The 23,858-nt window shown below is 57.8% G+C and carries 17 protein-coding genes and 2 pseudogenes; 10 read left to right on the top strand and 9 right to left on the bottom strand.

From position 1 onward, the window contains the following. Positions 1-48: 48 nt before the first annotated feature. The 4 genes from NR126_RS25620 to NR126_RS25605 are packed head-to-tail and all read right to left on the bottom strand — an operon-like array spanning position 49 to position 3,746. Positions 49-1,140 carry a polysaccharide biosynthesis/export family protein gene (locus NR126_RS25620; protein ID WP_256832222.1) on the bottom strand — a complete coding sequence of 364 codons (1,092 nt, stop codon included), beginning with the start codon at positions 1,138-1,140 and terminating at the stop codon, positions 49-51. Continuing rightward, the gene (locus tag NR126_RS25615; RefSeq protein WP_027619418.1) at positions 1,133-2,239 is read right to left on the bottom strand and encodes an ABC transporter permease; all 1,107 of its coding nucleotides are present in this window, start codon (positions 2,237-2,239) and stop codon (positions 1,133-1,135) included. The genes NR126_RS25620 and NR126_RS25615 overlap by 8 nt, the downstream gene beginning before the upstream one ends. Before the next feature lie 49 nt (positions 2,240-2,288). After that, complete coding sequence (locus NR126_RS25610) at positions 2,289-2,942, bottom strand: ABC transporter ATP-binding protein (RefSeq protein ID WP_256832220.1); 654 nt, start codon at positions 2,940-2,942, stop codon at positions 2,289-2,291. 12 nt (positions 2,943-2,954) lie between these two features. After that, positions 2,955-3,746: an ABC transporter permease gene (locus NR126_RS25605; protein WP_081786371.1), complete on the bottom strand. Its 792-nt coding sequence runs from the start codon at positions 3,744-3,746 to the stop codon at positions 2,955-2,957. 852 nt (positions 3,747-4,598) lie between these two features. On the opposite strand from NR126_RS25605, the gene NR126_RS25600 reads away from it, so the two are divergent. Next, positions 4,599-5,261 (top strand): ribonuclease T2, encoded by a 663-nt coding sequence (locus NR126_RS25600; protein WP_256832218.1) that lies wholly within the window; start codon positions 4,599-4,601, stop codon positions 5,259-5,261. A 4-nt stretch (positions 5,262-5,265) separates the two neighbouring features. Here the strand turns inward: NR126_RS25600 and NR126_RS25595 are convergent, their stop codons facing one another. Next, entirely contained in the window at positions 5,266-5,898 is a 633-nt protein-coding gene (locus tag NR126_RS25595) for an HAD family hydrolase (protein WP_256832217.1), read from the bottom strand. 146 nt (positions 5,899-6,044) lie between these two features. Between NR126_RS25595 and NR126_RS25590 the strand changes: the two genes are divergently transcribed. Both NR126_RS25590 and NR126_RS25585 read left to right on the top strand, forming a co-directional pair. Continuing rightward, positions 6,045-7,622 carry a diguanylate cyclase gene (locus NR126_RS25590; RefSeq protein WP_105755554.1) on the top strand — a complete coding sequence of 526 codons (1,578 nt, stop codon included), beginning with the start codon at positions 6,045-6,047 and terminating at the stop codon, positions 7,620-7,622. A gap of 117 nt (positions 7,623-7,739) precedes the next feature. Further along, positions 7,740-9,146 (top strand): DUF1254 domain-containing protein, encoded by a 1,407-nt coding sequence (locus NR126_RS25585; RefSeq protein ID WP_256832216.1) that lies wholly within the window; start codon positions 7,740-7,742, stop codon positions 9,144-9,146. Here NR126_RS25585 and NR126_RS25580 read toward each other — a convergent pair. Next, positions 9,147-9,386, bottom strand: a pseudogene (locus NR126_RS25580) (GNAT family N-acetyltransferase); the annotation flags it as partial. 164 nt (positions 9,387-9,550) lie between these two features. On the opposite strand from NR126_RS25580, the gene NR126_RS25575 reads away from it, so the two are divergent. The 5 genes and pseudogenes from NR126_RS25575 to NR126_RS25555 form a co-directional block, all read left to right on the top strand. Then, complete coding sequence (locus tag NR126_RS25575; RefSeq protein WP_027615971.1) at positions 9,551-10,381, top strand: arylamine N-acetyltransferase; 831 nt, start codon at positions 9,551-9,553, stop codon at positions 10,379-10,381. A gap of 323 nt (positions 10,382-10,704) precedes the next feature. Continuing rightward, the gene (locus NR126_RS25570; RefSeq protein ID WP_256832215.1) at positions 10,705-12,231 is read left to right on the top strand and encodes a nucleobase:cation symporter-2 family protein; all 1,527 of its coding nucleotides are present in this window, start codon (positions 10,705-10,707) and stop codon (positions 12,229-12,231) included. A 240-nt stretch (positions 12,232-12,471) separates the two neighbouring features. Further along, positions 12,472-13,671 carry an alpha-xenorhabdolysin family binary toxin subunit A gene (locus NR126_RS25565; protein ID WP_146118241.1) on the top strand — a complete coding sequence of 400 codons (1,200 nt, stop codon included), beginning with the start codon at positions 12,472-12,474 and terminating at the stop codon, positions 13,669-13,671. A gap of 14 nt (positions 13,672-13,685) precedes the next feature. After that, positions 13,686-14,705 (top strand): alpha-xenorhabdolysin family binary toxin subunit B, encoded by a 1,020-nt coding sequence (locus NR126_RS25560; protein WP_027615974.1) that lies wholly within the window; start codon positions 13,686-13,688, stop codon positions 14,703-14,705. A gap of 350 nt (positions 14,706-15,055) precedes the next feature. After that, positions 15,056-15,710 (top strand): annotated as a pseudogene (locus NR126_RS25555) (IS66 family transposase); the annotation flags it as partial. A 45-nt stretch (positions 15,711-15,755) separates the two neighbouring features. Here the strand turns inward: NR126_RS25555 and NR126_RS25550 are convergent. Then, complete coding sequence (locus tag NR126_RS25550) at positions 15,756-17,057, bottom strand: OprD family porin (protein WP_081786266.1); 1,302 nt, start codon at positions 17,055-17,057, stop codon at positions 15,756-15,758. Positions 17,058-17,247: 190 nt separating this feature from the next. Beyond that, positions 17,248-17,970, bottom strand: coding sequence for a pirin family protein (locus NR126_RS25545; protein ID WP_027615978.1), 723 nt, complete (start codon positions 17,968-17,970; stop codon positions 17,248-17,250). Positions 17,971-18,203: 233 nt separating this feature from the next. Between NR126_RS25545 and NR126_RS25540 the strand changes: the two genes are divergently transcribed. Together NR126_RS25540 and NR126_RS25535 are read left to right on the top strand one after the other, a co-directional pair. Beyond that, on the top strand, positions 18,204-19,154 hold the full coding sequence (locus tag NR126_RS25540) for a GlxA family transcriptional regulator (RefSeq protein ID WP_027615979.1): 951 nt from the start codon (positions 18,204-18,206) through the stop codon (positions 19,152-19,154). Between the two features lie 161 nt (positions 19,155-19,315). Continuing rightward, positions 19,316-20,797 carry a winged helix-turn-helix domain-containing protein gene (locus NR126_RS25535; protein ID WP_027615980.1) on the top strand — a complete coding sequence of 494 codons (1,482 nt, stop codon included), beginning with the start codon at positions 19,316-19,318 and terminating at the stop codon, positions 20,795-20,797. Here the strand turns inward: NR126_RS25535 and NR126_RS25530 are convergent. Further along, positions 20,762-23,566 (bottom strand): winged helix-turn-helix domain-containing protein, encoded by a 2,805-nt coding sequence (locus NR126_RS25530; RefSeq protein ID WP_027615981.1) that lies wholly within the window; start codon positions 23,564-23,566, stop codon positions 20,762-20,764. The genes NR126_RS25535 and NR126_RS25530 overlap by 36 nt on opposite strands. Positions 23,567-23,858: the final 292 nt, after the last annotated feature.

Here is a 23,858-nt window from a genome sequence, read left to right as displayed (position 1 = left end):
ATTTGTATATAACCCTAAGTCCTGACTTGGATCTAAAACGGGTTCAAACTAGTTTGTGATGCCCGTTGCTCGGCCCAAAACCATAGTCTGTACGATTGGAGAAATAACTTTTTGCCATTCGTAGATAGCGGCGTTAGTTACGTAAATGGTGTCATCCGGTTTGATCATGATTTGGCGTGCGTAGAAGACTGCTGCCGGATCGCGCATGTTAAGTCTTAAAACGGTCGGTTTGCTGCCGGCGCCTTCATCCATGCGGAACACAAACACACCTTCCGGATTTGCATTGGCTTCTCTTAGTCCGCCTACAACGCCCAGCGCATCAAGCAAGCTGGTGTTTTGTGCCGGAAGGTCCTTGAGGCCTGGCTCGTTCACAGCCCCCATCGCCACAAACCGCTGCCGCGCACGATCCAGTACCACTTCGGAGTTCGGGCGCAGCACCATGTTGTTGCCCGCCAAAACGTCCTCATAGTTGAACTGTTGAACCTGGCTGCCAGTGCGCACGGTGACGTTAACCAGATGGGGTTCCATCACCGGGCCGCCAGCCTGATTGACTGCGTCCAGCAAGGTGAGGGGACCTTGCAGGGTGCTGAAGCGCCCCGGGGTTTTTACTGCACCTGCGACCAGTACGGAGCCGGACAGGTCGCCGACCAGTTCGACATGGGTCTGTACGTCGGTCGTGACGCCTTTGAGCTGCTTGCGGATCATGTTCTCAACTTCGTTGAGGGTCATGCCTGCGACGAACTGGCGACCGACATAGGGCAGGGAGATCATGCCTTGGTCGTCGATACGCGTCTTGAGCTGGGTGCCGCCCGTGGACAATGGGGCGAAGAGCGCTGAGCCTTCTGGAGCGTTGTCGGTGATCAACACGTTCAGGATGTCACCGGCCATCAATCGCGCGGACGGCGCGATTGGCTTGGCGATGCTCGCTTGCGCCGCGCGCGGCGCGCCGCGCATGTACGGTGCAATGGTGTTGGCGTTGATTTCTACCAGGTTGTAAGACTCATTTTTGCTCTCGATCTCGCCCTTGTACGGACCAGCGCCTGACAAAGTTCCACCGCAACCGGCCAGGCCCAGAATGGCCAGAGTCAATGCTGTAGCTTTCAGGTTGAACGTGTGGGAAGCAACAAGGGATTTAATCACGATGATCCTCGATCGAAGCCAGGATGAAGCGGGTGATGCCGTAGAGCATCAAAAGACCAAGCAAGATGGTTGCCAGGTTGTACAAGCGCTCTGGGTATATAGCCAACTGAGGTGTGTTCGGGCTGACTACGGTGACCAGGGTGCGGATTTTTTTGCTGGCTTCGACGCGGGCATTGTCGAGGGCTGCTACTGCTGTTTTGTAGCTGGCTTCTGCAATGCCGGCATCCAGCGTCAATTGCTGGAAGCGCGAGGCGACAACGTTCAATTGAGAGCCGTCGGGCGATGAAACCAACAGGCGTTTTTCCTTGGCCAGTTGTTGGGTGATCGCGTTGACTTTCTGCTTCTGCTGTTTAACTTGCGGCGAGTCAGGACGCAGCTTGAATTGCATCTCGGTCAGAACGGCCTGTTCCTTGGTGTACTGGCCTTCCAGGTCGGCAATGATGGTGGCGCGGTTTTGTGCCGTGTTGCCGCCGTCCAGGACCTTGTTATCGTTCTGGAAGTCGAGCAGCTCGGTTTTGCGCTCGGCATAGTTGGTGCGAGCAGTGAGCAATTCGCCTTTGGCAAAGTTCATTTGCTCGCGCGCGATGCTATGGCTGACTTCGTTGACGAAATGCTCGCTGGCCTCAAGGATGGTGCGCAGCATTTTTTCCGAGAGTTCAGGGGTGAACGCCTGGACTTCCACGCGCAGCAAGCCGGTTGTTTCGTCGTAATGGGCAGACACCAGGCGCTGATAGTACTTGAGCAAGTCTTCGCGCTCAGCGTCTTTGTCCAGCCAGTAAAAAATATCGCTGCGTTGGGCGGCGTATTGTTCGATCCAATGCAGGCGTTCTTCCAGCAACAACATCATGTCCATGGAGACAATGTATTCGCGAAGGTAAAGCGTCTCTTCGCGGGATGCGGGGTTGGTGCCGGTCAACAAGGTCGCCAGGCCGGGTACGGCGGCGGCCTGAGTGCCACCGTCCTGACGAACCACCACTTGCGCGGAGCTGACGTAGCGGTCAATCGCGAACACGCCGTAGTAAATGGCCGCCAGGGCCAGTGGCAGGATTACCATGCCAATTGCCAGGCGCCAGCCCTTGAGTTTACCCGTACTGCTCATATGTGATGCATCCTTGAAGTCGAACGGTGTTGCAATCTAAGAGGGGGATTCAGGTGTTATAAGCCTTGATGCCTTCGGCGACGTCTTCGTAAATCTGGATGCCGCCATCGCGAACCAGCAGGACAATGTCACAGATCTTTTCGACTTCCGGCATGGCGTGGGTGACCAGTACGACTTTCGATTGCTGCAGTTTTTCCTGGAACACTTCTGCGCACTTGCGCTTGAACTGAGCGTCGCCGACCGACATCACTTCGTCGATGAGGTAATAGTCAAAATCGAACGCCATGCTCAAGCCAAAGGCGACGCGAGAGCGCATACCCGATGAATAGGTTTTTATCGGCTCGTCGATCCAGTCGCCAATTTCGGCGAACTCCTGTACGTAACGGACCTTCTCGCGCATAGCTTCGCCTTCGGCACCATAGACTCGGCAGACGAATTTGATGTTGTCGCGACCGGTCATGCTGCCCTGGAAGCCCCCGGACAAGCCTACCGGCCATGAAATGCTCTGGTCAGTGACAATGGTGCCCGAGTCAGGGATGTCCGCTCCGCCCAGAAGACGCATGAGGGTGGATTTGCCCGCGCCATTGCGCCCGATCAGGCCAATGTTCTTGTCTGGCGGAATTGACAGCGACAAGTTACGGAACACGTACCGACGGCCTTTGGGCGTCAGGTAGGATTTGGTGACGTTCTTAATCTCGAACACGTTTGCCAGTTCTCATCCGTTTTTCGTGGAAACCAGGTGCAACCGACGGGCGCGGTAGCTACCGAGGGCAACGAATAGCAAAATGACGGTAAATGCGACTACGTACTCCACGGACACGCCGTCGACCGGTGTGTAGTGCGGCAAAACCTCGGCGCGAATCAACTCGACCAGATGCAGGAAGGGGTTGAGCAGGAGCAGCGGCATCATTGCCGTTGGCAAATAAGTAGCAGGTACCAGGATGCCGGAAATGAAGTACAGCGGAAAAAAGGCCATGCGAATGACCACTTTGAGGCTGGGCAGGGCGTGGGTGATTAACGCCAACAGCATGCCAAGCCCAAATGAAAACAGCAGTCCGAGCGCCAGCGTGGCAACCCATTGGAGGGGGCTGTGTACGGACATGTCGAAGCCGTACCAGGCAAAACCGAAGACCAGGATTGCGTAGACCGTAGCGCTGATGCAGGTTTCCACCAGCACGCGAGCTATATAGGTGTCGAGTGGCTTGATCTGCTTGTAGGCAAATAGCGAGCGATTTTCCCGCAGGCTGTCCATCAGTCGAAGTGCTGTATTGCGATAAAGCAGAAATGGAGCCATCCCTACCAGTACGAACACGGGGTATTCCACACCGGAGATGGTGCGTCCGCGGATAAGTGAAAACAGGATGGTGAAGATCAGCAGGTGACAGACCGGTTCGATCAGGGTCCAGACTGCCCCCATACGTCGCTCGCCAAAACGTGCACGCGCTTCGCGCAGGACCAGTGCAAAGATGACCGACTTTTGAATTTGGAAGGGGGAGCGAGGTTTCACTATTTTTTACCGCACAGCAAAGCGGCGTGCTTGGACGCCGGTGAATTCGTTTCAGGAATGGCCCGCATCCGCGCGGTAACTTGGGGATTCGGGCGGCTTCCGTGCTCAAGGGGCGGGAGATTAATCGTTGGGTGGTATTAGCGTCAAGTGAGAATCCTTCCCTATTTCCTACGTCCGGCCGGGTAATGGCCTACACATTATTCCCCGTATAAGAGTCAGATCGATCCTATATAGGTCGATATCATCTGGAATAAATGACAGATTTCCACTTTGATATGGTGGATGTCATTAAGCCACTATTGTCGTAGGCTCCTTCGCCATCAGGAAAGTTGCAAAGTTGAGACTTGTTTTTTTAATTTGATCGTCGGCAGAGTGTTTATTAACCGGATTTCGAGCAGTATTGATGCCATCCATCGGTATAAAATTGTGCTTTTATGCTGTAACCCCCGTGGTAGACGCATTGCCCTACAGAGTGAGATTGCATCAGGGGTAGTGACTGCGCTGGCTCCGAACATTTGAAAGACTGCGTCGCCAGACAGGGCTTCGGTAACGTGAGTTGATCTTAGAGTCAGTTTTTGACGCGGCCAGTGGATCGGCAGTCGTAACGGCACCCGCTGTCGATGACGGAGTGTTTATCCAACTCTCCTAATGTTGGAAAATCTGGAAGACTTTTGCGTTAAATAGGACGTATGTTCCAATATGCTTTCCGTGCGCACGCTCTATCTGTAGAGAGCCCGGGACGAGTCTTTGCAACAGTTCAGGAGTGGTAAGGGTTCCGTTGCTGCTTTATTGGTTGCAACTTGTTCATCAGTCACAATGTCGCCCAAGATGACCCGCCTCCAGGTAAGAAAATTGAAAAAAGTCCCCATCCTCATCCTGTTCTGCGCACTCGCCGCTGCCAGCCTATACCTCAACAAATCCCCCGATAACATCACCAAACAGCAACCCCAACCCACCGCCGGCCAATTCGACTACTACCTCCTGGCCCTCTCCTGGTCCCCCACCTTCTGCCTCACTCGCCCGGAAAACGCCCAATGCTCAGGCAAAGGCTACGGGTTTGTGCTGCACGGTCTGTGGCCGCAGTACGCCAAAGGCGGCTGGCCGCAGTCGTGTGATGGGCAGGCGAAGTTGTCGCAGGCTGAGCGGGCGCGGGGGATGGAGGTGTTTGTGACGCCGGCGTTGCTCAAGCATGAGTGGGCCAAGCATGGGACGTGCAGTGGGTTGGATGCGATGGGGTACTTGGCGGCGGCGGACAGGGCGTTGGCGGCGGTGAAGATTCCTGAGCAACTGCAGCCTTTGAGCAAGAACGTGTACTACTCGGCACAGGACATCGCGCAGATGTTTCGTCGCAGCAATCCGGGGATTCCCGGTGATGGCCTGGCGGTGATTTGCCGTGGGCCGGAGTTGTCGGAGGTGCGGGTGTGCATGGGTAAGGATCTGTCGTTTCAGGCGTGCGGCAAGGGTGTGAAAAACCAATGCCGCTCCGGGGATATTCGGGTGCCGCCGGTGCGCTGATGGGTCAATACGTCTGCGGCGGGGCGACGGGGAGGCCGAGGGCGATCAGGTCGGTGCGCAGTTGGTGTGCTGTGGTGAATTGCAGGGCGTTGAAGCCTTGTCGTCGAGCGCCTGTGATGTTGGGGGCGTGATCATCGATGAATACGGCGTGGTGACCTTCGAACTGGTAGCGCGACTTCAGTAGTTGAAAAATTTCCGGCGCCGGCTTGATGATGCCTTCTTGGCCCGAGACCAGGATGCCTTCGAATTTCTGCAAGAAGGCGAAGCGTTCGAGGGCGATGGGGAAGGTTTCGGCGGACCAATTGGTCAGGGCCAGCAGGCGAACGCCGTTGTCGTGAAGCTCCTCAAGGATCAGTACGGTTTCTTCGAGGGCGCCGCCGAGCATTTCTTCCCAGCGTTCGCGGTAGGCGCGTATCAATGTCTCTTGGTGCGGATGGCGGGCGATGGCTTCGTCTGTTGCTTCCTGCCAGGGGCGGCCGGCGTCCTGCTGTTCGTTCCAGTCGGTGCTGCAGACCTCGGACAGAAAAGTCTCCATGTCCTGTTCGTTGTCAAATAGCTTGTGGTACAGGTTTCGCGGGTTCCAGCGAATCAGTACGTTGCCGAGGTCGAAAACCACGGTGTCGATAGTAGGGTTCATGATGTTCCTCCTTGAAATGCGTGCTGAGCTTGCAGCCTAGCAGAGTGCCGGGAGGTGGTTTGCCCCCGGTGAGGGCTCTAGGCTAAGCTTCGCGCGCCAAGGAGTTCTGGCGCCTGCTCACGCGTAACCGTTCAAGGATGATGTTGTTGCCAGCCCCCATTCACGACCCTTATTACACCCTCGGTGGCCCATTGAAGCGCTTGCCTCTGCGTAAGGCAGCGGTGGCGTTCATTGCTGCGGTGTGTCTGTGTCTCTGCGGGTTGCTCTATCTGCAGCTCAAGCAATCCCGTGATCATGACCTGGCGCTGGCGCAAGTCAGTTCGGCCAATCTGACCCGAGCCATGGCGCAGCAGGCGCAGGATACATTCAGGGCGGCCGACCTGGTGGTCAGCAGTCTGGTCGACTGGATTCAGGACGAGGGATACGAGGCGGCGCGCAATCCGCGTCTGCAGCAGACGTTCGCGCGTCGGGCACAGGCGCTCGAGCAGTTGCATGGGTTGTTTCTGGTCGATCGCGAAGGGCGTTGGGTGGTGAGTTCCTTTGGCGACTTGACCCGGCCAGTGACCTTCGATGATCGTGAGTACTTCAAATTCCATCAGCGCAATGCTTCCCGGGAAGTGCATATCGGCCCGGCCATTCGCAGCCGGCAGAACGGCGAGTGGATCATTCCGCTGTCGCGCCGGATCAATGGTCCCCAGGGGGAATTCCAGGGGGTGTTGATGGCCGGCATTCGCCTGGCTTACTTCGACCGCTTCTTCAAAAGCTTCAGCATCGATGACCAAGCGCTGATGTTTCTGGCATTGGCGGACGGTACGTTGCTGGCGCGACGTCCCAGTGATCAGCAGATGATCGGAAAGTCGCTGGCGCAGGGTCCGATTTTTCGCACTTATCTGCCTCAGGCGCGCTCAGGCAGCGCGATGATTCGTACGCCGTCGGACGGCAGCGTTCGCTTGTATGGCTACCAGCAGTTACAGGCTTACCCTTTGGTCGTGGCCGCGGCCATTCCCGAAGAGGTGATGTTGCGTGGCTGGTGGGCCAACGCGGTGCAGTCCAGTGTCATCGTCGCGCTGGTGGTGTTGGGCATCAGTCTGTTCGGCTGGGTGTTCGTGTTGCAGGTGCGTAACAGCGAGCGTATAGAAGCGGATCTGCGTGCGGCCCAGGAGCGCCTGGAAGTCATTGCCACCCATGACAGCCTGACCGGGCTGGGTAATCGTCGGCTGTTCCAGCGTGTGCTGGAGACGGAATTTGCCCGTAGCCAGCGTCAGCAACGTCGCTTGAGCCTGATTCTGCTGGATATCGATTACTTCAAGCCGTTCAACGATACCTATGGGCATTTGGCTGGCGATCAGTGCCTGGTGCAGGTCGCCCACTTGGTGAAGAGTTGCTGTCAACGCAAGACTGACCTGGTGGTGCGTTACGGCGGGGAAGAATTCGCCGTGTTGTTGGCGGACGCTGACATCGATGCCGCCTACACGCTTGCCGAACAGATTCGTCAGCGCATCAGGGCCGCCGCCATTCCCCATCGTGCGGCGCCCTCGGGACAGTTGACGGCCAGCCTGGGCTGTTATGCGTTTGTGCCAACTCTCGAGGACCGTGTTGAGTTGTTGATCGAGCGGGCGGATGCGGCCTTGTATCAAGCCAAGCACTTGGGCAGGAATCGCACGCAGGTCATGTCCGAGGGCGGCACGTTAAAAGACGACGCCGGGGTTAAAGTCCAGGGGTAAGGTTGGATATCTGGCCGGCTGTCTTGCGTGCTGGCTGAGATCACCAACTCGACTAAAGTTCAACTGCTTGCGCAGTAACTGGTCAACTCCTCTCTTACATTTCGGACGATCAAGCAAATGTTGATACCTAAAGCATTTAAAGCCTCAGCGTTGATGGTTGCGGCTGTATCGTTGTCGCCGCTGACCAGTTACGCCGATTCGCCTCTGACTGCGCAGGAAGCTCATGCCATTGGTGTCGATGCCTATGTTTACTTTTATCCACTGTTGACCATGGATGTCACGCGCAAACAATTCACTAACATCGAACCTGGCAAAGAGTTTGGCAAAGGGCCGATGAATATGTTCGTCAGTGTTCCGGAGTATCCGCCGGCCAACTTCAGGGGGGTGGTGCGTTCCAACTTTGACACGTTGTATTCGATTGCCTGGCTTGACTTGAGCAAAGAGCCGCTGGTGGTGTCCGCCCCGCAAACCAATGGACGTTTTTACCTGTTGCCGATGCTCGACATGTGGACGGATGTCTTCGCTTCACCTGGCTGGCGCACCACGGGAACGGATGCCGGGCAGTTCCTGGTGACGCCGCCTGGCTGGCAGGGCAGTGTGCCCGCCGGCACTACCCAGTTGCCGGCGCCGACCCCTTATGTGTGGGTGATCGGCCGGACCAAGACCGACGGTGCGGCGGATTATCCGACGGTGCACAAGATTCAGGCGGGATATACCGTAACTCCGCTGTCGCAGCTGGGTAAGCCGCCGACCCCGGTCAGCATCAAGGTCGACCCCGCTGTCGACATGAAAACTCCGCCTAAAATCCAGGTCGATTCAATGTCGGCGGCTAATTACTTTGCCTATGCGGCTGAGTTGCTCAAGCTGCATCCGCCCCACAGCACTGATCAGCCGATCATCGCGCAGATGAAACGCATCGGCATCGAGCCCGGCAAATCGTTCAAGCTCGAAGCACTCGACCCGGCGATACAGCAGGCGTTGCAGACCGCGCCCGCCGAAGCCCGGGCCTTGATGACGTGGAAGGTGCAGACCCTGGCGCGGGTGGTCAATGGCTGGTCGATGAACACCGATACCATGGGGGTCTATGGCAACTACTACCTCAAGCGCGCAATGGTCGCGCAACTAGGACTGGGGGCTAACCTGCCGGAAGATGCGATCTATCCGCTTAACCTCGGTGATGACAAAGGCCAGCCACTGGATGGCGCCAATCAATATGTGCTGCATTTCGACAAGGATTCGGTGCCGCCGGTCAATGCGTTCTGGTCGATCACCCTGTACGACGCGGAAGGCTTTCAGGTAGGCAATGAGCTCAACCGGTTTGCGGTCAGCAGCTGGATGCCGTTCAAGACCAATGCCGATGGTTCGCTGGATCTGTACTTCCAGCACCAGAATCCGGGCAAGGAGCGCGAGGCCAATTGGCTGCCGGCACCCGCCGGGGCGTTCAACCTGACCATGCGCCTGTATGGACCCAAGCCCGAAGCCTTGAATGGCAAATGGAATCCGCCGGCGGTGAGGCGCAGTTAATCAGGGGGCAGGGCCGCATTGCACCGATTGCAGCTTGTGTTGTAGCCGCTCGCGCACCTGCGGCCACTCTTCATCGATGATGCTGAATCGCACCGAGTTGCGTTTGCGGCCGTCAGGCATGATCCGTTCGTTGCGCACGATGCCTTCCTGTTGCGCGCCGAGCCGGAGAATCGCCGTACGGGACTTGAGGTTGATTTCGTCAGTGGTGAACTGCACACGAACGCAGCCGAGCTGTTCGAAGGGTGTCCATGATCGGTCAAGTGCTCGTCGTTGGCAGTTGGACGCATTACAGGCAGCGGGCGATGGACTTGGCAAGTGTTGCCGCGAGGCAATGGGAGAAATCTATTATCGGCCAGGGACGGCGATGCTCTATAACCTTGTGAATCATGCACAAGGAATCGCTCATGTTCGCCTCGCCCCTCAACGACCTCGATCTTTACCTGCAACGCCTGGGCTATAACGGTGCACCCGCGCCCACTCTTGAGACATTGCAGCAACTGCAACTGCGCCATACCAGCACGTTCGTCTTCGAAAATCTGTCGCCATTGGCCGGTGTGCCGGTGCGGTTGGACTTGGAATCCATTCAGCAAAAACTCCTGCATGAAGGGCGAGGTGGTTACTGCTATGAGCTCAACTATCTCTATATGACCCTGCTGCAACATCTGGGCTTCGAGGTGCGCGGCATTACCGGGCGGGTGGTGATGAACGCCCCCGAAGGCGCCTGGGTCGCGCGCACCCATCGCTTGACCCTGCTCACCCTGGATGGGGTGCGCTACATCACCGATGTCGGCTTTGGCGGCATGGTGCCCACTGCACCGTTGCGGCTCGACACCGAGGCGGTGCAGGCCACGCCCCATGAGCCTTACCGTATTACCCGCGAGGGTGACAGCTACACCTTGCACGCCCTGGTGGGTGATGCCTGGTGGGCCATGTATGTGTTCGACCTGCAGCGCCAGGGCGATATCGACTACGAGATCGGCAACTGGTACGTCTCGACCCACCCCGAGTCCCCGTTCCTGCAGCGCCTGATGGTGGCGCGGACCGAGGGGCAGACGCGGCGCACCTTGAACAATGGCAGCTTCGCCGTACATCGCGTGGGGGCGCCGAGTGAGCGGCGGGAGATCACCGATCCTGGCGAGTTGGTCAGGATTTTGCATTGTGAGTTCGGCCTGCAGGTGCCCGAGCTTCCGGCTCTGGAGACGAGGTTGACGGAATTACTTGCCGCCACCCTGTAGGAGCGAGCCTGCTCGCGAAAAACGTCAACGATGACGCGAGCATCCTGAATGCACGCGGCGTCCTCAGGTTTTTCGCGAGCAGGCTCGCTCCTACAGGGATATCGACATCCGGAAGGGTGTGTTTCGGGACAAAAACTGATCAATCGATCAGCTTTTTTTCGACGGGCGGTCATGGCCGCAAGTCCCGTCCCAGAGGGCTCTGCAGGGGTGAATATGAACGAGTGTCCATTATGTGACTGGCAAGTTGTATACAACTCTATGGACATTTGTCTTGTGTGTTGAATACAGTGTGCGCATAACAAAAACCCAGGGAACCCCCCACGATGAAAACGCCCTCTGTTTCACACCAACGGCCCGAGGATGAAAACCTCGGGATCGGCGCGAATATGGCTTACGGCCTGCAGCACGTCCTGACCATGTATGGCGGTATCGTTGCGGTACCACTGATCATCGGCCAGGCGGCCGGGCTTTCTCCGGCGGACATTGGTCTGCTGATCGCGGCATCGTTGTTTGCAGGGGGGCTGGCAACACTGCTGCAAACCCTGGGTTTACCGTTTTTTGGCTGTCAGCTGCCGCTGGTGCAGGGCGTTTCGTTCTCCGGTGTGGCAACCATGGTGGCGATTGTCAGCAGCGGCGGTGAGGGCGGCTTCCAGTCGATCCTCGGCGCGGTGATTGCAGCCTCGTTAATTGGCTTGTTGATCACTCCGGTGTTCTCGCGGATCACCAAGTTCTTTCCACCGCTGGTGACCGGTATCGTCATCACCACCATTGGCCTGACGCTGATGCCGGTGGCGGCACGCTGGGCCATGGGTGGCAACAGTCATGCCGAAGACTTCGGCAGCATGGCCAACATCGGCCTGGCCGCCGTGACCCTGGTACTGGTGCTGCTGCTGAGCAAAATCGGCAGTGCGACAATCTCCCGGCTCTCGATCCTCCTGGCCATGGTCATTGGCACGCTGATCGCCGTGTTCCTCGGCATGGCAGACTTCTCCAACGTCAGTGAGGGGCCGATGTTCGGCTTCCCGACGCCGTTCCACTTCGGCATGCCGACCTTTCACTTCGCCGCCATCCTGTCGATGTGCATCGTGGTCATGGTGACCCTGGTCGAGACCTCCGCGGACATCCTCGCGGTCGGTGAGATCATCGACACCAAGGTCGACTCCAAGCGCCTGGGCAATGGTCTGCGCGCCGACATGCTGTCGAGCATGATCGCGCCGATCTTTGGCTCCTTCACCCAGAGCGCCTTCGCCCAGAACGTTGGCCTGGTAGCGGTGACGGGGATCAAGAGTCGTTACGTCGTGGCGACAGGGGGGCTGTTCCTGGTGATTCTCGGCCTGCTGCCCTTCATGGGGCGAGTGATTGCTGCAGTGCCGACCTCGGTACTGGGTGGTGCTGGCATCGTGCTGTTCGGCACTGTGGCGGCAAGTGGTATTCGTACCTTGTCGAAAGTCGACTACCGCAATAACGTCAACCTGATCATCGTCGCCACCTCGATCGGCTTCGGCATGATCCCGATCGCCGCGCCGAGCTTCTACGATCACTTCCCAAGCTGGTTCGCGACTATCTTCCACTCGGGCATCAGCTCGTCGGCGATCATGGCCATCGTGCTTAACCTGACCTTCAACCACCTGACCGCCGGCAACTCGGACCAGCAGTCAGTATTTGCCGCCGGCACCGAACGCACCTTGCGCTTCCAGGACCTGGCGGCGCTGCGTGAGGGTGATTACTTCAGCGATGGCAAGTTGCATGACTGCGACGGCAAAGAAGTGCCAGTGGTGGTGGAGGATGATCATGGCCATGGCGCGCCGGAGCATCGACCGGTGCAGATAAAGAGTAGCGAGCACGTCTGATCGCAGTTACTGGCGAAGCAAAGGGGCCGACCTGTTGAGTAAACAGGTCGGCCTTTTTTGTTGTAGCTGGATTGATATGTTGTGGGTTTGTACGACGTACATTAAGTGTTGGGTGCTTCCTACGGTATAAGCTGAATAGTGCGACGTTGCGGTTTTCTAGGATGGGTTACTATCGTTGCTCGAATTTTAATAATCGAAAGGTTGTTGATGTGTTTTTTTGAGTTACTGGGTTGTTAATTAATGGAAGTCAAAGTCATGGAAGATGTGGGCGGTTTTAATGGGGCTAATCACTCCTATGCGGGTGAACAAGCGCTAAAGGTGAGTGGAGGCGTTGAAGGGCGACGGTTGATCGTGACGTCGGATCAGCTTTTGCAAATAAAACTTTATGTGCAGAAGGGTAAGTCTCTTTCGACGGAACGTGAGGGGATCGAAGTTGAACTGGGTGGGGTTATTGATCACCCGGATTTTCATTGGAAGGAGGTTCAGGAGCTGCACACAAAGATCAAGGCCCATGCTGGAAAGTGGCTGCCTATTGAAAGCAAGTTGCTTATGGTTGGAGGTGGTTTAGGGGCGTTTGCAAAAACCCAGGGCACATTTGCCGCAGACCTTGTGCAGCAAATCGAAGCCATGCCGATCAGTGAGCGGGTCAAGAACTACGGTCCTATCGCAGTGGATGAAACGCCCTTCATACCGTTTGACCAGCTTGATCGGGCTGTGTATGAAGAACTCGGAGGGATGTTTCAGGACCTGAAGGAGAGTGTCAATCTGAGTCGCGCGCCTACGGTCGAATTGAAAGAAGCCATCGAGCTTTTTCACCGGGAACTGAGCGAACAGTTAGTGCCGTCGGTCAAGCTGAAAATAAACAAGCTTAATACCATCGACTTTGCGGTGGACCTGATCCGCTTTCGCGAATCACTTGCAGAGATCGAGCGTGATATTGCTCAAGCCGAAAAAGAAGTCAGAACGCTGGCGATCCCCAGTTTGCTGAAGGGTTTGAATCCCGTTGCTGTTCTGCTGGACTTTATCCTGGTCGGACCGGAGGAGGCGCTCATTGGGCGGGGCGGGGTCGAGGCGATTGAGAAGTTGCGAACCTTCGAGAAAAAGCGGCGCAGTCTTATCGCGATGATTGATGGCCAGGAAAAGTTACCCGGTTTAATACTGTCTCACAGTAACTCGTTGGACAATATTTACGGTTTCATGCGAGCGGCATCCGCAGCCGCTGAAGCCTTGGTGATGGTATGGGATTCGGTATTGGCAGAAATAGAAAAGTCTGCGAGCGAGCTTTCGCTGATCAAGGAGGGCGTGAGCTTGATACGTTTCAAGCAAAGTTTTATCCGCGGCATTGAGCCGTGGGAGAGCGTCAAAGAGCTGGCCGAGTCTCTGTTGCACTCTCTAAACAAGGCCATCGAAGACTTCAATAAACAGCAGTTCGCAAGTTAACCGAGGGAAGGTGTATGAACGAGATAGACAGGATGTCCACTCAAGAGCAGCGCCAGCCGGATTATGCGCTGATGAAGCAAAGCAAATACTCAATCAACATGGCCGTTTCGGAGATTTCCCTGGGGTTTGCCGAGTATCTGCAGGCCAGGCTTGGGCGCCTCAACGCAGCGCTCAATGGCGCGCATTCAAGTATTTTGCAATCGACGGTCGCCATGATGCCGCTGTTGAGAAATGCCAATTTTTTAAGCTTGAACGCTGAACTCGATCGGCTGGAGAGCGCTCAGGAATTGGATGAGCAGGCGCGGCAGCGGGCCAAGGAAGAGTTGAGAGAGGACTACATCAGCAGTGTCAATGCCGACATGCGGCGTGTCCGGACTTTTTGGCTTGGCATGACTACGGCGATCAATCAAGTCGACGACATTGAGGTATTGCCCACGGACGAGGCGGGCAGCGCGGGCTCGATCAACCTGGAAAAAGGCATTCGATTGGCTCTGCAGGATCTGGACGCGCGACTGCTCGAATTGGATGAGCAGCGCAAGGACATTGACGAGTGCATCAGGGTGATCGATGACAAGAACCTGTTCGATTACCTGTTGCCCTGGATCGCGAGTGATGAAGAGTTGGATGGGCTTGATTTAAGCGCTCCGCAAGTTGAAATGGTGAAACGTGGGGTACGCCTGTTCAGGAAATTGGTCGAGCATGCGTCGCAATACATCCGCTACGTCGACATGGTGAAGCTCAGGAATGACCTGCGGGTCAAGCGCCAGCACTACCAGGATCAAAAAGACCAGTTGACCCGGTTGTTGACGGACTCGATCAAGCAGGCGCAAGCCTTGAGTCGGGTCACTCGGTTTGATGCGGTACGGCTCGATTACGTGCGGGAGGCCCACTTGCTGGCTAGGCAAATCGGTGGTTTTGTCACCGCGTTTGATCTGCCGCCGCACACCCCTCTTGAGAGTTTGAGTGCGATTACAGCGCAAGGCGTCGCCTTGCACAAAACCCTTGAGCCTATCGCTTCGGCGTGGCGTATCTAGTCATCCTGCCCGCCGGGCTTTCTCTCATCGGCCACAAAAAAGCCCCTGATCTTTCGATTCAGGGGCTTTTTGATTTTGCTGTCTGGACGACCTGGACTCGAATAGAAAAATATGTACCTGTTTTACAATGAGATTATTCTGATTTATAAAATTTATATCCCTACGAATATCCTAATCAAGCCCGTATTTTATGCGAGCTCTTTCGATACCCCATGAGCACGGCAGCAGCCAAATGCCGAAGGTCGGTACGCAGGCCATTGTGTGCTGGATCAGGAAAGCACATCCGAGTGACTGTATATGGTCCTCCTGGTTGCAAGCCCCCTTCGCTTTGGCGCCCGTGCCGACTGCACACGTATATTCGGCCTCTCGCTCCGGGTTTAAAGAAACCCCACCGTTCCTATGTTTGGGCCTACGCCACCAGCCAATTCTGCGAAACAGTGGCTGTCGTTTACGACTTCAGCTGCAGCCGCGCCGGTGAACATACTCGCAACTTCCTTCAACACTGGAAGGGCAATCTCGTCTGTGATGATTTTGGTGGTTACAAGTCCAGTTTCGAACTCGGTGTGACCGAAATCGGCTGCATGGCCCATGCGCGGCGCAAGTTCTTCGAACTACACGCCACCAACAAGAGCATGCTCGCCGAGCAAGCCCTGCGCTATATCCAACTGCTGTACGAAATCGAGAGCGAAATCCGTGACCTGGAGCCGGATTTACGCTGCCGAATACGGCAAGAAAATCCGTGCTGGTGATGAAAACGCTACACGCCTGGATGATCTCCCAGCGCACTGTCGTGCCTGAAAGCTCGGCTATTAGCAGAGCGCTGGATTACAGCTTGAAACGCTGGGCAGCGCTGTCGCGCTACCTCGATGACGAGGCCGTACCCATTAATAATTGGTGCGAGAACCAGATCCGTACGCGTATCTGAAGGATGTTCTCACGCGTCTGCGGATGCAGCAGGCGAGTAAAATCGACCAGTTACTGCCGCACAAGTGGCAACCGGTTTAGTTACGCAAGGCGTGATGGCTGGACGCATACTCAAAGTGGAAGGGATCACATCAGATTGAAGTTGTACTCAACAACAAAGTAAATGCGGTCGATGTCCGGCCCGCCTTGTGCTTCATTCGCCCGATGAGAGACGTGGGTGAAATGCAGTAAAAGATCTTTCGCCGGCCCGGACTGGACGGTGTAGCTCAGATCAATATCGCGCTCCCAGTGCTTTGCGCCTTTGCCTTGCTGAGGGACAAAGTCCTGTTCGCTCGGATCAAAAGGGAAGTAGGCCCCTCCTAGCGGCGCATGAGTGCCGTCGATATCACGTCCAGTCACATACCGTGACATGAACTTGAGTCCAGGAAAGCCCATGGATGTGAAATCCAGGTCGTAGCGGGCTTGGTAGGAGCTCTCATTGGCGCCATTGAAATCGGCGAACTTGATGGAGTTGGCCAGGTATATGGAGTCGCCCCCTACGAAATCGAAAGGTGTGTCACCATGAATTTTTTGGGCGGCCAGGGTGAAGGCTTGGCTGCCAATGTTGTGTTTGGCAGAAAGGCTATAAGCTGTTGTGCTGATGGCTCCTGCGACAGAGTGCCCGTAGTCAACCGTACGGTAGATGTTGAAATCTACAAACGTATCCCAGCGACGGACGTACACGTTGGCGTAATACTGCCTCCAAGTGTCTGTTAGTTGGGAGGCATAGAGCCTGGCGCCTAGGTTTTTGTTGGACGTGAAGTCAGCCCCAACGAAGCTGATTGAGCCCACATCGGTGTTTACACCATACCCAGCAAAATCCCCTTTGGAAGAGGAGGAGTCTTGGTTTTTGAATGCTGTGAATTTGCCACCGACCAAGTGTATGCCGGCAAGCTCGTCACTTTGTAAGAGCCACCCCGTTGCGTATTCAGGTTGCAGGCGTTTGTCGGAGGTGTCGAAGACTGGGCTTTCTACTTCCATCTCGCCGAACTTAATAAGGGTCTGTGAGAGACGAGCCTTGATCACGCCGCCGCCGTCGCTGAAGTTTCGAGCGGACTCTCCATCACTGTTGACGGGTAAAAGCCCGGTTCCTGAGTGCCCCTTACCGCCTTCAAGTTTTTGCCCGACAAAAGCATGCACATCCACACCAAAACCAAATGTTCCGGGCGTGAAGCCTGACTCAAACGTCGTGATGAAGCCCTGCGCCCATTCGTGCTGGTAATTCTTTGCAGCGTTCTGGGAGCGGTTATCGTTATTCAAGAAGAAGTTTCGGCTGAGAACGTTGAGCGTTGCGTCCTCTAGAAAGTCCGAGGTTTCAGGCGCTGTCGAGCCTGCTGCCATAACCTTTCCTACACACAACAGGCAGAAGCAAAGCATCGGGCTCTTCATGGTGTACCTCCAAACGTTGGTACCGAGAGTTGCTTATACGGCGGTAACGCGCCTGTATGTTTGTGCCTTTTTTTGCTAACGCACGATATCAAGCGTTCACTCGGTTTTCGCCGCCGCCCTGTTTGTCCATGGGTTTTCTCAGACCCATTGGTGATGCCCGGAGGCGTTGAGGCCCCCAGGCTATTCACGGTCACGGCATTTCCGGTAATTCTTGAGGCCGCAGGTCGAACACCAGCACTTCGGCATCGACACCCTTGGTCAGGGTCAGCGCCTGTTCATCCCTGACCCGCACGCCGTCGCCTTCCTGCAACAACAGTCCGTTGAGTTCGACGCTGCCACGGGCCACATGCACATAGGCGTAGCGGTTGGCGTCCAGCGCCAAAGTAGCGGTTTCCTTGCCGTCGATCAGGCCGGCATACACCCGGGTATCCTGACGCACCCGCAGCGAACCGTTGGCCCCATCGGGGGAGATGATCAGTTGCAGGCGACCGCGTTTCTTCTGCGTGCTGAAATGCTCTTGCTGATAACGCGGTTTGGCGCCGCTGATGTCCGGCACGATCCAGATTTGCAGGAAGTGCACCGGCCGGGTCGCCGAGTGATTGTATTCACTGTGGGCCACGCCGCTGCCGGCGCTCATCAATTGCACATCGCCGGGGCGGATCACCGAACCGGTGCCCAGGGTGTCCTTGTGTTCCAGGGCACCTTCGAGCACATAGGAGAAAATCTCCATGTCGCGGTGCGGGTGTTGGCCAAAGCCTTTGCCGGCTGCCACACGGTCATCGTTGATCACCAGCAGGTCGGAAAAACCCTGCTCCTTGGGATTGCGGTAGTTGGCGAAGGAGAAGGTGTGGAACGACTTCAGCCAGCCATGGTTGGCCATGCCGCGATCAGAAGCTTTGCGAAGGGTCAGCATGATGAGTTCTCCTCTGGGGGACGTTGATTCGTCCGAGTGAGAAGAAGGTTAATGTTTATCTGTTTGTGCAATAAGTAGATGAAAATTGAAATACTGTCTCATGCAGGTTGACAGTGATGGGTGGGCGACGCTCGTTCCAGAGCTGGGCCATAATGTTCAGCATGAGCAAAACCAGACACAAAAAGCATTGTCTGGTGGATCGATCCCTTTTTGAAATCTGTGATGTGTAACCCATGAAAACTGTGGCAATGGTGCTGTTTCCCGACTTTCTCCTGCTCGATATGGCCGGGCCCATGGAGGTGTTTTCCATCGCCAATCGCTACCTCAAGCCCGAGAACCATTACGTCCTGTCGACCATCGGCACGGTGCCGGGTGCGCTGCGGGCGTCCAATGGCGTAAGCGTGCAGGCCGACCTGCATATCGATCAGGCCTGTGACGGTTACGACCTGTTGCTGGTGCCCGGTGGCCCCGGGGCCTACAACGAAAAACATCCGCCTTTGCTCGATTGGCTCAACCACAACGTCGGTCGGTCCAGGGTGTATGGCTCGATTTGCACCGGTGCCTTTGTGCTCGGGCATGCCGGTCTGCTCGACGGTTTTCGGGTCACCACTCACTGGCATTATACCGAACGGCTGATCAAGGGCTTTCCGAAGGCCACGGTGGAGACCGATCAGATTTACGTGCAGGACCGCAACCTCATCACCTCCGGTGGGGTCACGGCCGGCATCGACCTCGCGCTCGCGGTGGTGGCCGAGGACCATGGCAAAAAAGTCGCCCAGGATGTGGCCAAGGTATTGCTGGTAGTGATGAAGCGCCAGGGCGGACAGGCACAGTTCAGTCCGTTGATGGCGACCGTCGCCCCCCATGAGACACCGGTGACCCGGGTGCAGAACTACATGCTCGAACACCTCGACGAAGCGTTCAGCATCGAGCGCCTGGCGGGCCAGGCAAACATGAGCCCGCGTCATTTCGCCCGGGTGTTCGCCCGTGAGGTGAACATGACGCCGATGGAGTTCCTGCAAAGTGCGCGCATCGATCGCGCGCGGAACCTGCTGGAAACCAGCGACTTGCCGCTCAAGACCGTAGCCTTCAAAAGCGGCTTCGGCAGTGTCCGGTACATGCGGTTTCTGTTCGGCGAAAAGCTTGGGCTGACGCCGGCCCAGTACCGCGAGCAGTTCAGCTAGTGCCGGCATGTCCGTATTGCGCACCGTGATGGCCGTGACGCTCCTCCTGTGGCAGTTGTTCCATCACTGGGGACTGCCAAGATACCGGTGAACGTATTTTGAGGAGTTGCGCAAACCCTGCGTGTCATTGAGCCATAGCGGGTTTGTCCACGTGAACGCGCATGAACAGCTTCAGAGAGTTGAACACCGAGACCGCGTTGCACTTCGGCCCCTACGCCTTTCATTTGCGGCAACGGTTGATTCTGGACGGTGCCCGGCCGCTGCGCATGGGCGGCCGGGCGCTGGATATTCTGCAGGTACTGATTGAGCGCGCGGGCACCGTGGTCAGCAAGGACGAGCTGATTGCGCGCGTCTGGCCGACCTCGGTGGTCGAAGACATCAACTTGCGCGTGCACATCGCCGCGCTGCGTCGCGCACTGGGCGACGGAGTGCAGGGGCAGCGTTACATCGTCAACGTTCCGCAGCGCGGCTACCGGTTCGTTGCAACGGTGGCGCACGCATCGGCGAGCCCGGAGATTTCGCTCGACAGCGCGCAAAGGATCCAGCACAACCTGCCGACACGGTTGACAACAGTGACCGGTCGAGACCCGATGGTGGGTAGCCTGGTGCGGCGTTTGCCCGTTTGCCGGCTCATGACCCTGGTCGGTCCTGGCGGCATCGGTAAAACCACCGTGGCCCTGCGTGTGGCTGAGCTGCTCTTGCAGCATTATCGGGACGGCGTCTGGCTGGTGGATCTGGCGGCAATCGATGACCCTGCGCAGGTGGAAGATCACTTGAGTCGCGTCCTGCAGCTGGAGGTCGGGACTTCGCTGGAGGTCCTGTCGAACTGGCATGCGTTATTGGTGCTGGATAACTGCGAACACCTGCACGAGCGTTGCCGTACGTTGGTCGAAGCATTGATGCAATCGGCGCCGCGACTGTCGGTGCTCGCGACCAGTCGTGAACCGCTGCGGGTGCCGGGGGAAACCGTCCAGTCGCTGCCGCCACTGACAGTGCCGCCCGAGTCGGCGCTGTTCAGGGTGGATGAGGCGATGGGGTACTCGGCGGTGCAACTGTTCGTCAGCCGAGCCCGCGCCCGCCAGCAGGGGTTCACGCTGCGTGAGCAGGACCTGCCGGTGGTACGCGATATCTGCCACCGCCTCGATGGCTTGCCGTTGGCCATTGAACTGGCGGCCGCGCAAGTCGATGCACTGGCGCTGGTCGGTGTGCAAGCCCAGCTGGATAACTGTTTTCAGTTGTTGTCCCAGGGCCGTCGCACGGCGGTGCCGCGCCATAAAACCCTCAAGGCGGCACTGGACTCGAGCTACCACCAACTCAGCCCCCTGGAGCAAAACGTGCTGCAGCGTCTGGCGGTGTTCAAAAAGGCCTTTACCCTGGAGGCGGCCACCGGCGTCCACGGGGGGACGATGCTGCCGGCTCGTCTGGCGGAGGGGCTGCAGAGCCTGGTGCGCAAATCCCTGCTGTCAGAGGAGCAGGGCGGTGGTGCAACCCACTATCGTCTCCTCAACACCACGCGCAGCTATGCCTTGGAGAAGCTTGAAGGCAGCGGTGAGCTGCGCGCCGTCGAGATGAGCTACGCGCGCTACATCAGCCAGGTCCGCCGCGGCTCAGGCGAGCGCATGGGTTTGCAACTCGTCGAGTAGCCGGCAGGCCTTTGTCAGGTCCGGGGTGGCATGTCCTTCGGTGAACCGGTTGCAGATCGGCGCCAACAAAGTGTGGGCCTGGCGATGCCGGCCCTGACGCTGCCAGAGCTGCGCCAGCGAGGTAGCACTGCGCAACTCCCAAGCCAGGGCCCCTTGGTGTTTCGCCACATTCAATGCGCGGATCAGCAGGCTCTCGGCTGTCGCACGATTGAGCAGATCATCCTCGACGAGCAGCGCACCCGCCCTGGCCCGCAGGATTTCCGCGGTGTTCCAGCCCGCGATACCGGTTTCGGCCCGCAGCACCAGCTCGTCATCGACGAAACGGTTGTCCAGGGTGATCAGGATGTCCTTGATCAACTCCAGGCCTGGCTTGAACGGCAGGTGGGCTTCGCCATGGTCGAACACTTGCGCGTAATGCCGGGCCCAGGTGTAGAACAGTTGCACCGAGTGTTTTTGCGCCTGCTCCAGCAACAGGCGCAAGAGTTCACGCGCCGTGCGGCTGTCGCCGTTGTAGTGTGCAATCAGGCAACCGGCCAGGGCCAGGGTGTAGCAGATGGACGTGCCGTGGTTGATCTGCAACGCAATGTCCAGTGCTTGCCGGGCGGTGCGCCAGGCCTGGTCCGGTTGCCCCTGCAGCCAGAGGATGCGCGCCAGAATGGTCAGTGACGCGACGCTCTGATCGTACTGCACGCCAAACCCGTGGGTGAAGCGGTTAAGGTGCCCGCTCTGGGTCATGCGCTGCAGCACCTGCTCGGCGTTCATTCGCGCCTGTGTCTGGTCGCCGGCGAAGTGCAGCGCGAGCACCCGCAAGCGCTGGGTGCTGAGGGACAGGGTGGCATCACCGTGCAAACCCAGGCGATCGAATTGCTGACTCTGCTCCAGCGCCATCTGGTAATTGGCACAACAGAGGTTGACCGCCATGTGTCCGGAGACCGCCCGCAGCTGGCCGGCGATGTCGTTGCACTGCCTGGCCAGGGTCCGGGCGCTGACGAACGCCTCGATGGTTTCCGGCGTGCCGCCCTGTGTGTGATAGCAGGAACTGCCCAGCGCCAGTTTGAGGGCGATCTGCACCTTAGGGCAGGGTTCGGAAGCGGCCTCCAGCAAGGACAGCGCCTTGCGCACATACAGGCCATGCTCCTTGAGCAGCGACAGTTCCTGCCACAACGGTGTGGACGTCGCGGTCAGGCGGATCGCCATGACCTGCGGGCCCTGGCGGGTCAATCCCCAATCGAGGGCCGAGCGAATGTCTTCCAGGCTGCGGGCATAACGCTCGAGCCACATGCCCGTCGAGATCTGCTCCCAATCGTCCCGGGCCTGTTCCATCAAGGCCAGGCAGCGTTCGGCGTGGCGTTCGCGGGTGCTCGGCAGGTCTGAGGCCAGGCCGAGTTTGTCCAGGGCATAGCTGCGTGTGGTGTCGAGCAGGCGGTAGAACACTTCCTCGTCGCCGACTTCGACGTTCAGCAGCGACTTGGCCACCAGTTGCGTGATCGAACCGAACACCTCGCGCGAGTCGATGTGCTCGCCGCCAATCACCGCCGCCGCCGACTCCAGGGTGAAACTGCCCCTGAATATACCCAGGCGACGCAAGCAGGTTCGCTCGCAGGCACTGAGCAGTTCGTAGCTCCAGTCCAGCGTGGCGCGCAGGGTCTGGTGGCGGCCCAGCGTGGTCGGACAACCCTGGGTGAGCAGGCGGAAACTGCCTTGAAGTTGCCTGAGCAAACCGTTCAAGCCGAGGCTGAAGACCTGTGCCGCCGCCAACTCGATGGCCAGCGGAATACCGTCCAGGCGCTGGCAGATTTCGATGGCCAGCGGCAGTTCGTCATCGGTCAATTCAAAACTGTCGTGGCTGGCCATGGCCCGCTCGACAAACAATTGCAGGGCCGAAAACGTCAGGGCCTGTGCGCGGTCGAGTACGGCGATGGGCGGAGGGCAGTCCAGTGAGTCCAGGCGCTGGACGAATTCCCCTTCGGCCCGCAGGCTTTCGCGGCTGGTGGCCAGAACATGCACCTGGGGCGCGGCGCGCAGGAGGCTTTCGCTGAGCAGGGTGATGGCGTCGATCAGGTGCTCGCAATTGTCGATCACCAGCAACATCTGTCGGTCCCGCAGGAACGTCGCAATGCCACGAATGGGGTCGTCATCGTACAGGGACAGTTCGAGCAGGCTGGCCAGGTGTGGGGCGATCATCGACGGTTTGTTGATCGGTGCCAGGTCCAGCAGAAGAATGCCGTCGCGGTAGCGCCCGATCAGTTGTTCGGCGACCCGCAGGGCCACGGTGGTCTTGCCGATTCCGCCGGGGCCGACCAGGGTAATGAAGCGCTGGCGCGGCAGTTGGGTCACCAGGTTATCGACCAGGGATTGGCGGCCGATCATGCGGGTGCGGCGCAACGGCAGGTTGTGGCCACCAGGCGTTGAGGCGGGATGCGTCGCCGGTTGCTCAAGTTGCTCCAGCGAATAGGGCGCGACGAAACTGTAGCCGCGCTGGGCTACGGTGACGATGTAGCGCTGCCCGGCCTGACCATCTCCCAGCGCCTTGCGCAAGGCCGCCAGGTGCACCCGCAGATTGATCTCCTCTACGACACTGTTGGGCCAGACCCTGGCGATCAGCGTTTGCTTGCTCACCACATTGCCGGCGTGTTCGAGCAGGATCAACAGAATGTCCATGGCGCGCCGACCCAGGCGCACGGGCTGATCGGCCTCCATGACCAGACGTTGGTCGGGATAGATCCGATAGGGGCCGAAATGGATCGCCTGGGCGGGGGTTAGGGTCAACGGCTCACTCCTGCTTGCAACCTTCTGGGACGCGGTTTCCGAGCATATTCGTCGGGATTGTGCCCTGACGCAATCCACAGGCGAGCGCTCCGACGGTGGCCATCGTCCCCCCTGTTCACCGGTCATGCGCATCCGCTGCGTGATTACGGGCTGCGGCGGGGGATAAAGGTGTCGCCATGGCTTTTGGCGCGCCGGGAATAATTAACAACATTTAACTCGTGCTGCGTCCGGTCTACGCCCAAAACTCTGTCTCTTCAACTTCCACCGGTCAGTGTGGGGGCGAGCCTGCTCG

Origin of the sequence: Pseudomonas sp. Pse1 (assembly GCF_024519635.1) — a bacterium.
Lineage (GTDB): Bacteria > Pseudomonadota > Gammaproteobacteria > Pseudomonadales > Pseudomonadaceae > Aquipseudomonas.
The sequence above is the reverse complement of the archived record's forward strand: the minus strand, read 5'-3'. Positions and strand labels throughout refer to the sequence as shown.

Coding starts and splice junctions, on each gene's coding strand:
- NR126_RS25575 (WP_027615971.1), top strand. CDS start 9,551: ATGTTCGCCTCGCCCCTCAACGACCTCGATCTTTACCTGCAACGCCTG.
- NR126_RS25570 (WP_256832215.1), top strand. CDS start 10,705: ATGAAAACGCCCTCTGTTTCACACCAACGGCCCGAGGATGAAAACCTC.
- NR126_RS25595 (WP_256832217.1), bottom strand. CDS start 5,898: ATGAACCCTACTATCGACACCGTGGTTTTCGACCTCGGCAACGTACTG.
- NR126_RS25585 (WP_256832216.1), top strand. CDS start 7,740: ATGTTGATACCTAAAGCATTTAAAGCCTCAGCGTTGATGGTTGCGGCT.
- NR126_RS25545 (WP_027615978.1), bottom strand. CDS start 17,970: ATGCTGACCCTTCGCAAAGCTTCTGATCGCGGCATGGCCAACCATGGC.
- NR126_RS25550 (WP_081786266.1), bottom strand. CDS start 17,057: ATGAAGAGCCCGATGCTTTGCTTCTGCCTGTTGTGTGTAGGAAAGGTT.
- NR126_RS25615 (WP_027619418.1), bottom strand. CDS start 2,239: ATGAGCAGTACGGGTAAACTCAAGGGCTGGCGCCTGGCAATTGGCATG.
- NR126_RS25540 (WP_027615979.1), top strand. CDS start 18,204: ATGAAAACTGTGGCAATGGTGCTGTTTCCCGACTTTCTCCTGCTCGAT.
- NR126_RS25535 (WP_027615980.1), top strand. CDS start 19,316: ATGAACAGCTTCAGAGAGTTGAACACCGAGACCGCGTTGCACTTCGGC.
- NR126_RS25560 (WP_027615974.1), top strand. CDS start 13,686: ATGAACGAGATAGACAGGATGTCCACTCAAGAGCAGCGCCAGCCGGAT.
- NR126_RS25565 (WP_146118241.1), top strand. CDS start 12,472: ATGGAAGTCAAAGTCATGGAAGATGTGGGCGGTTTTAATGGGGCTAAT.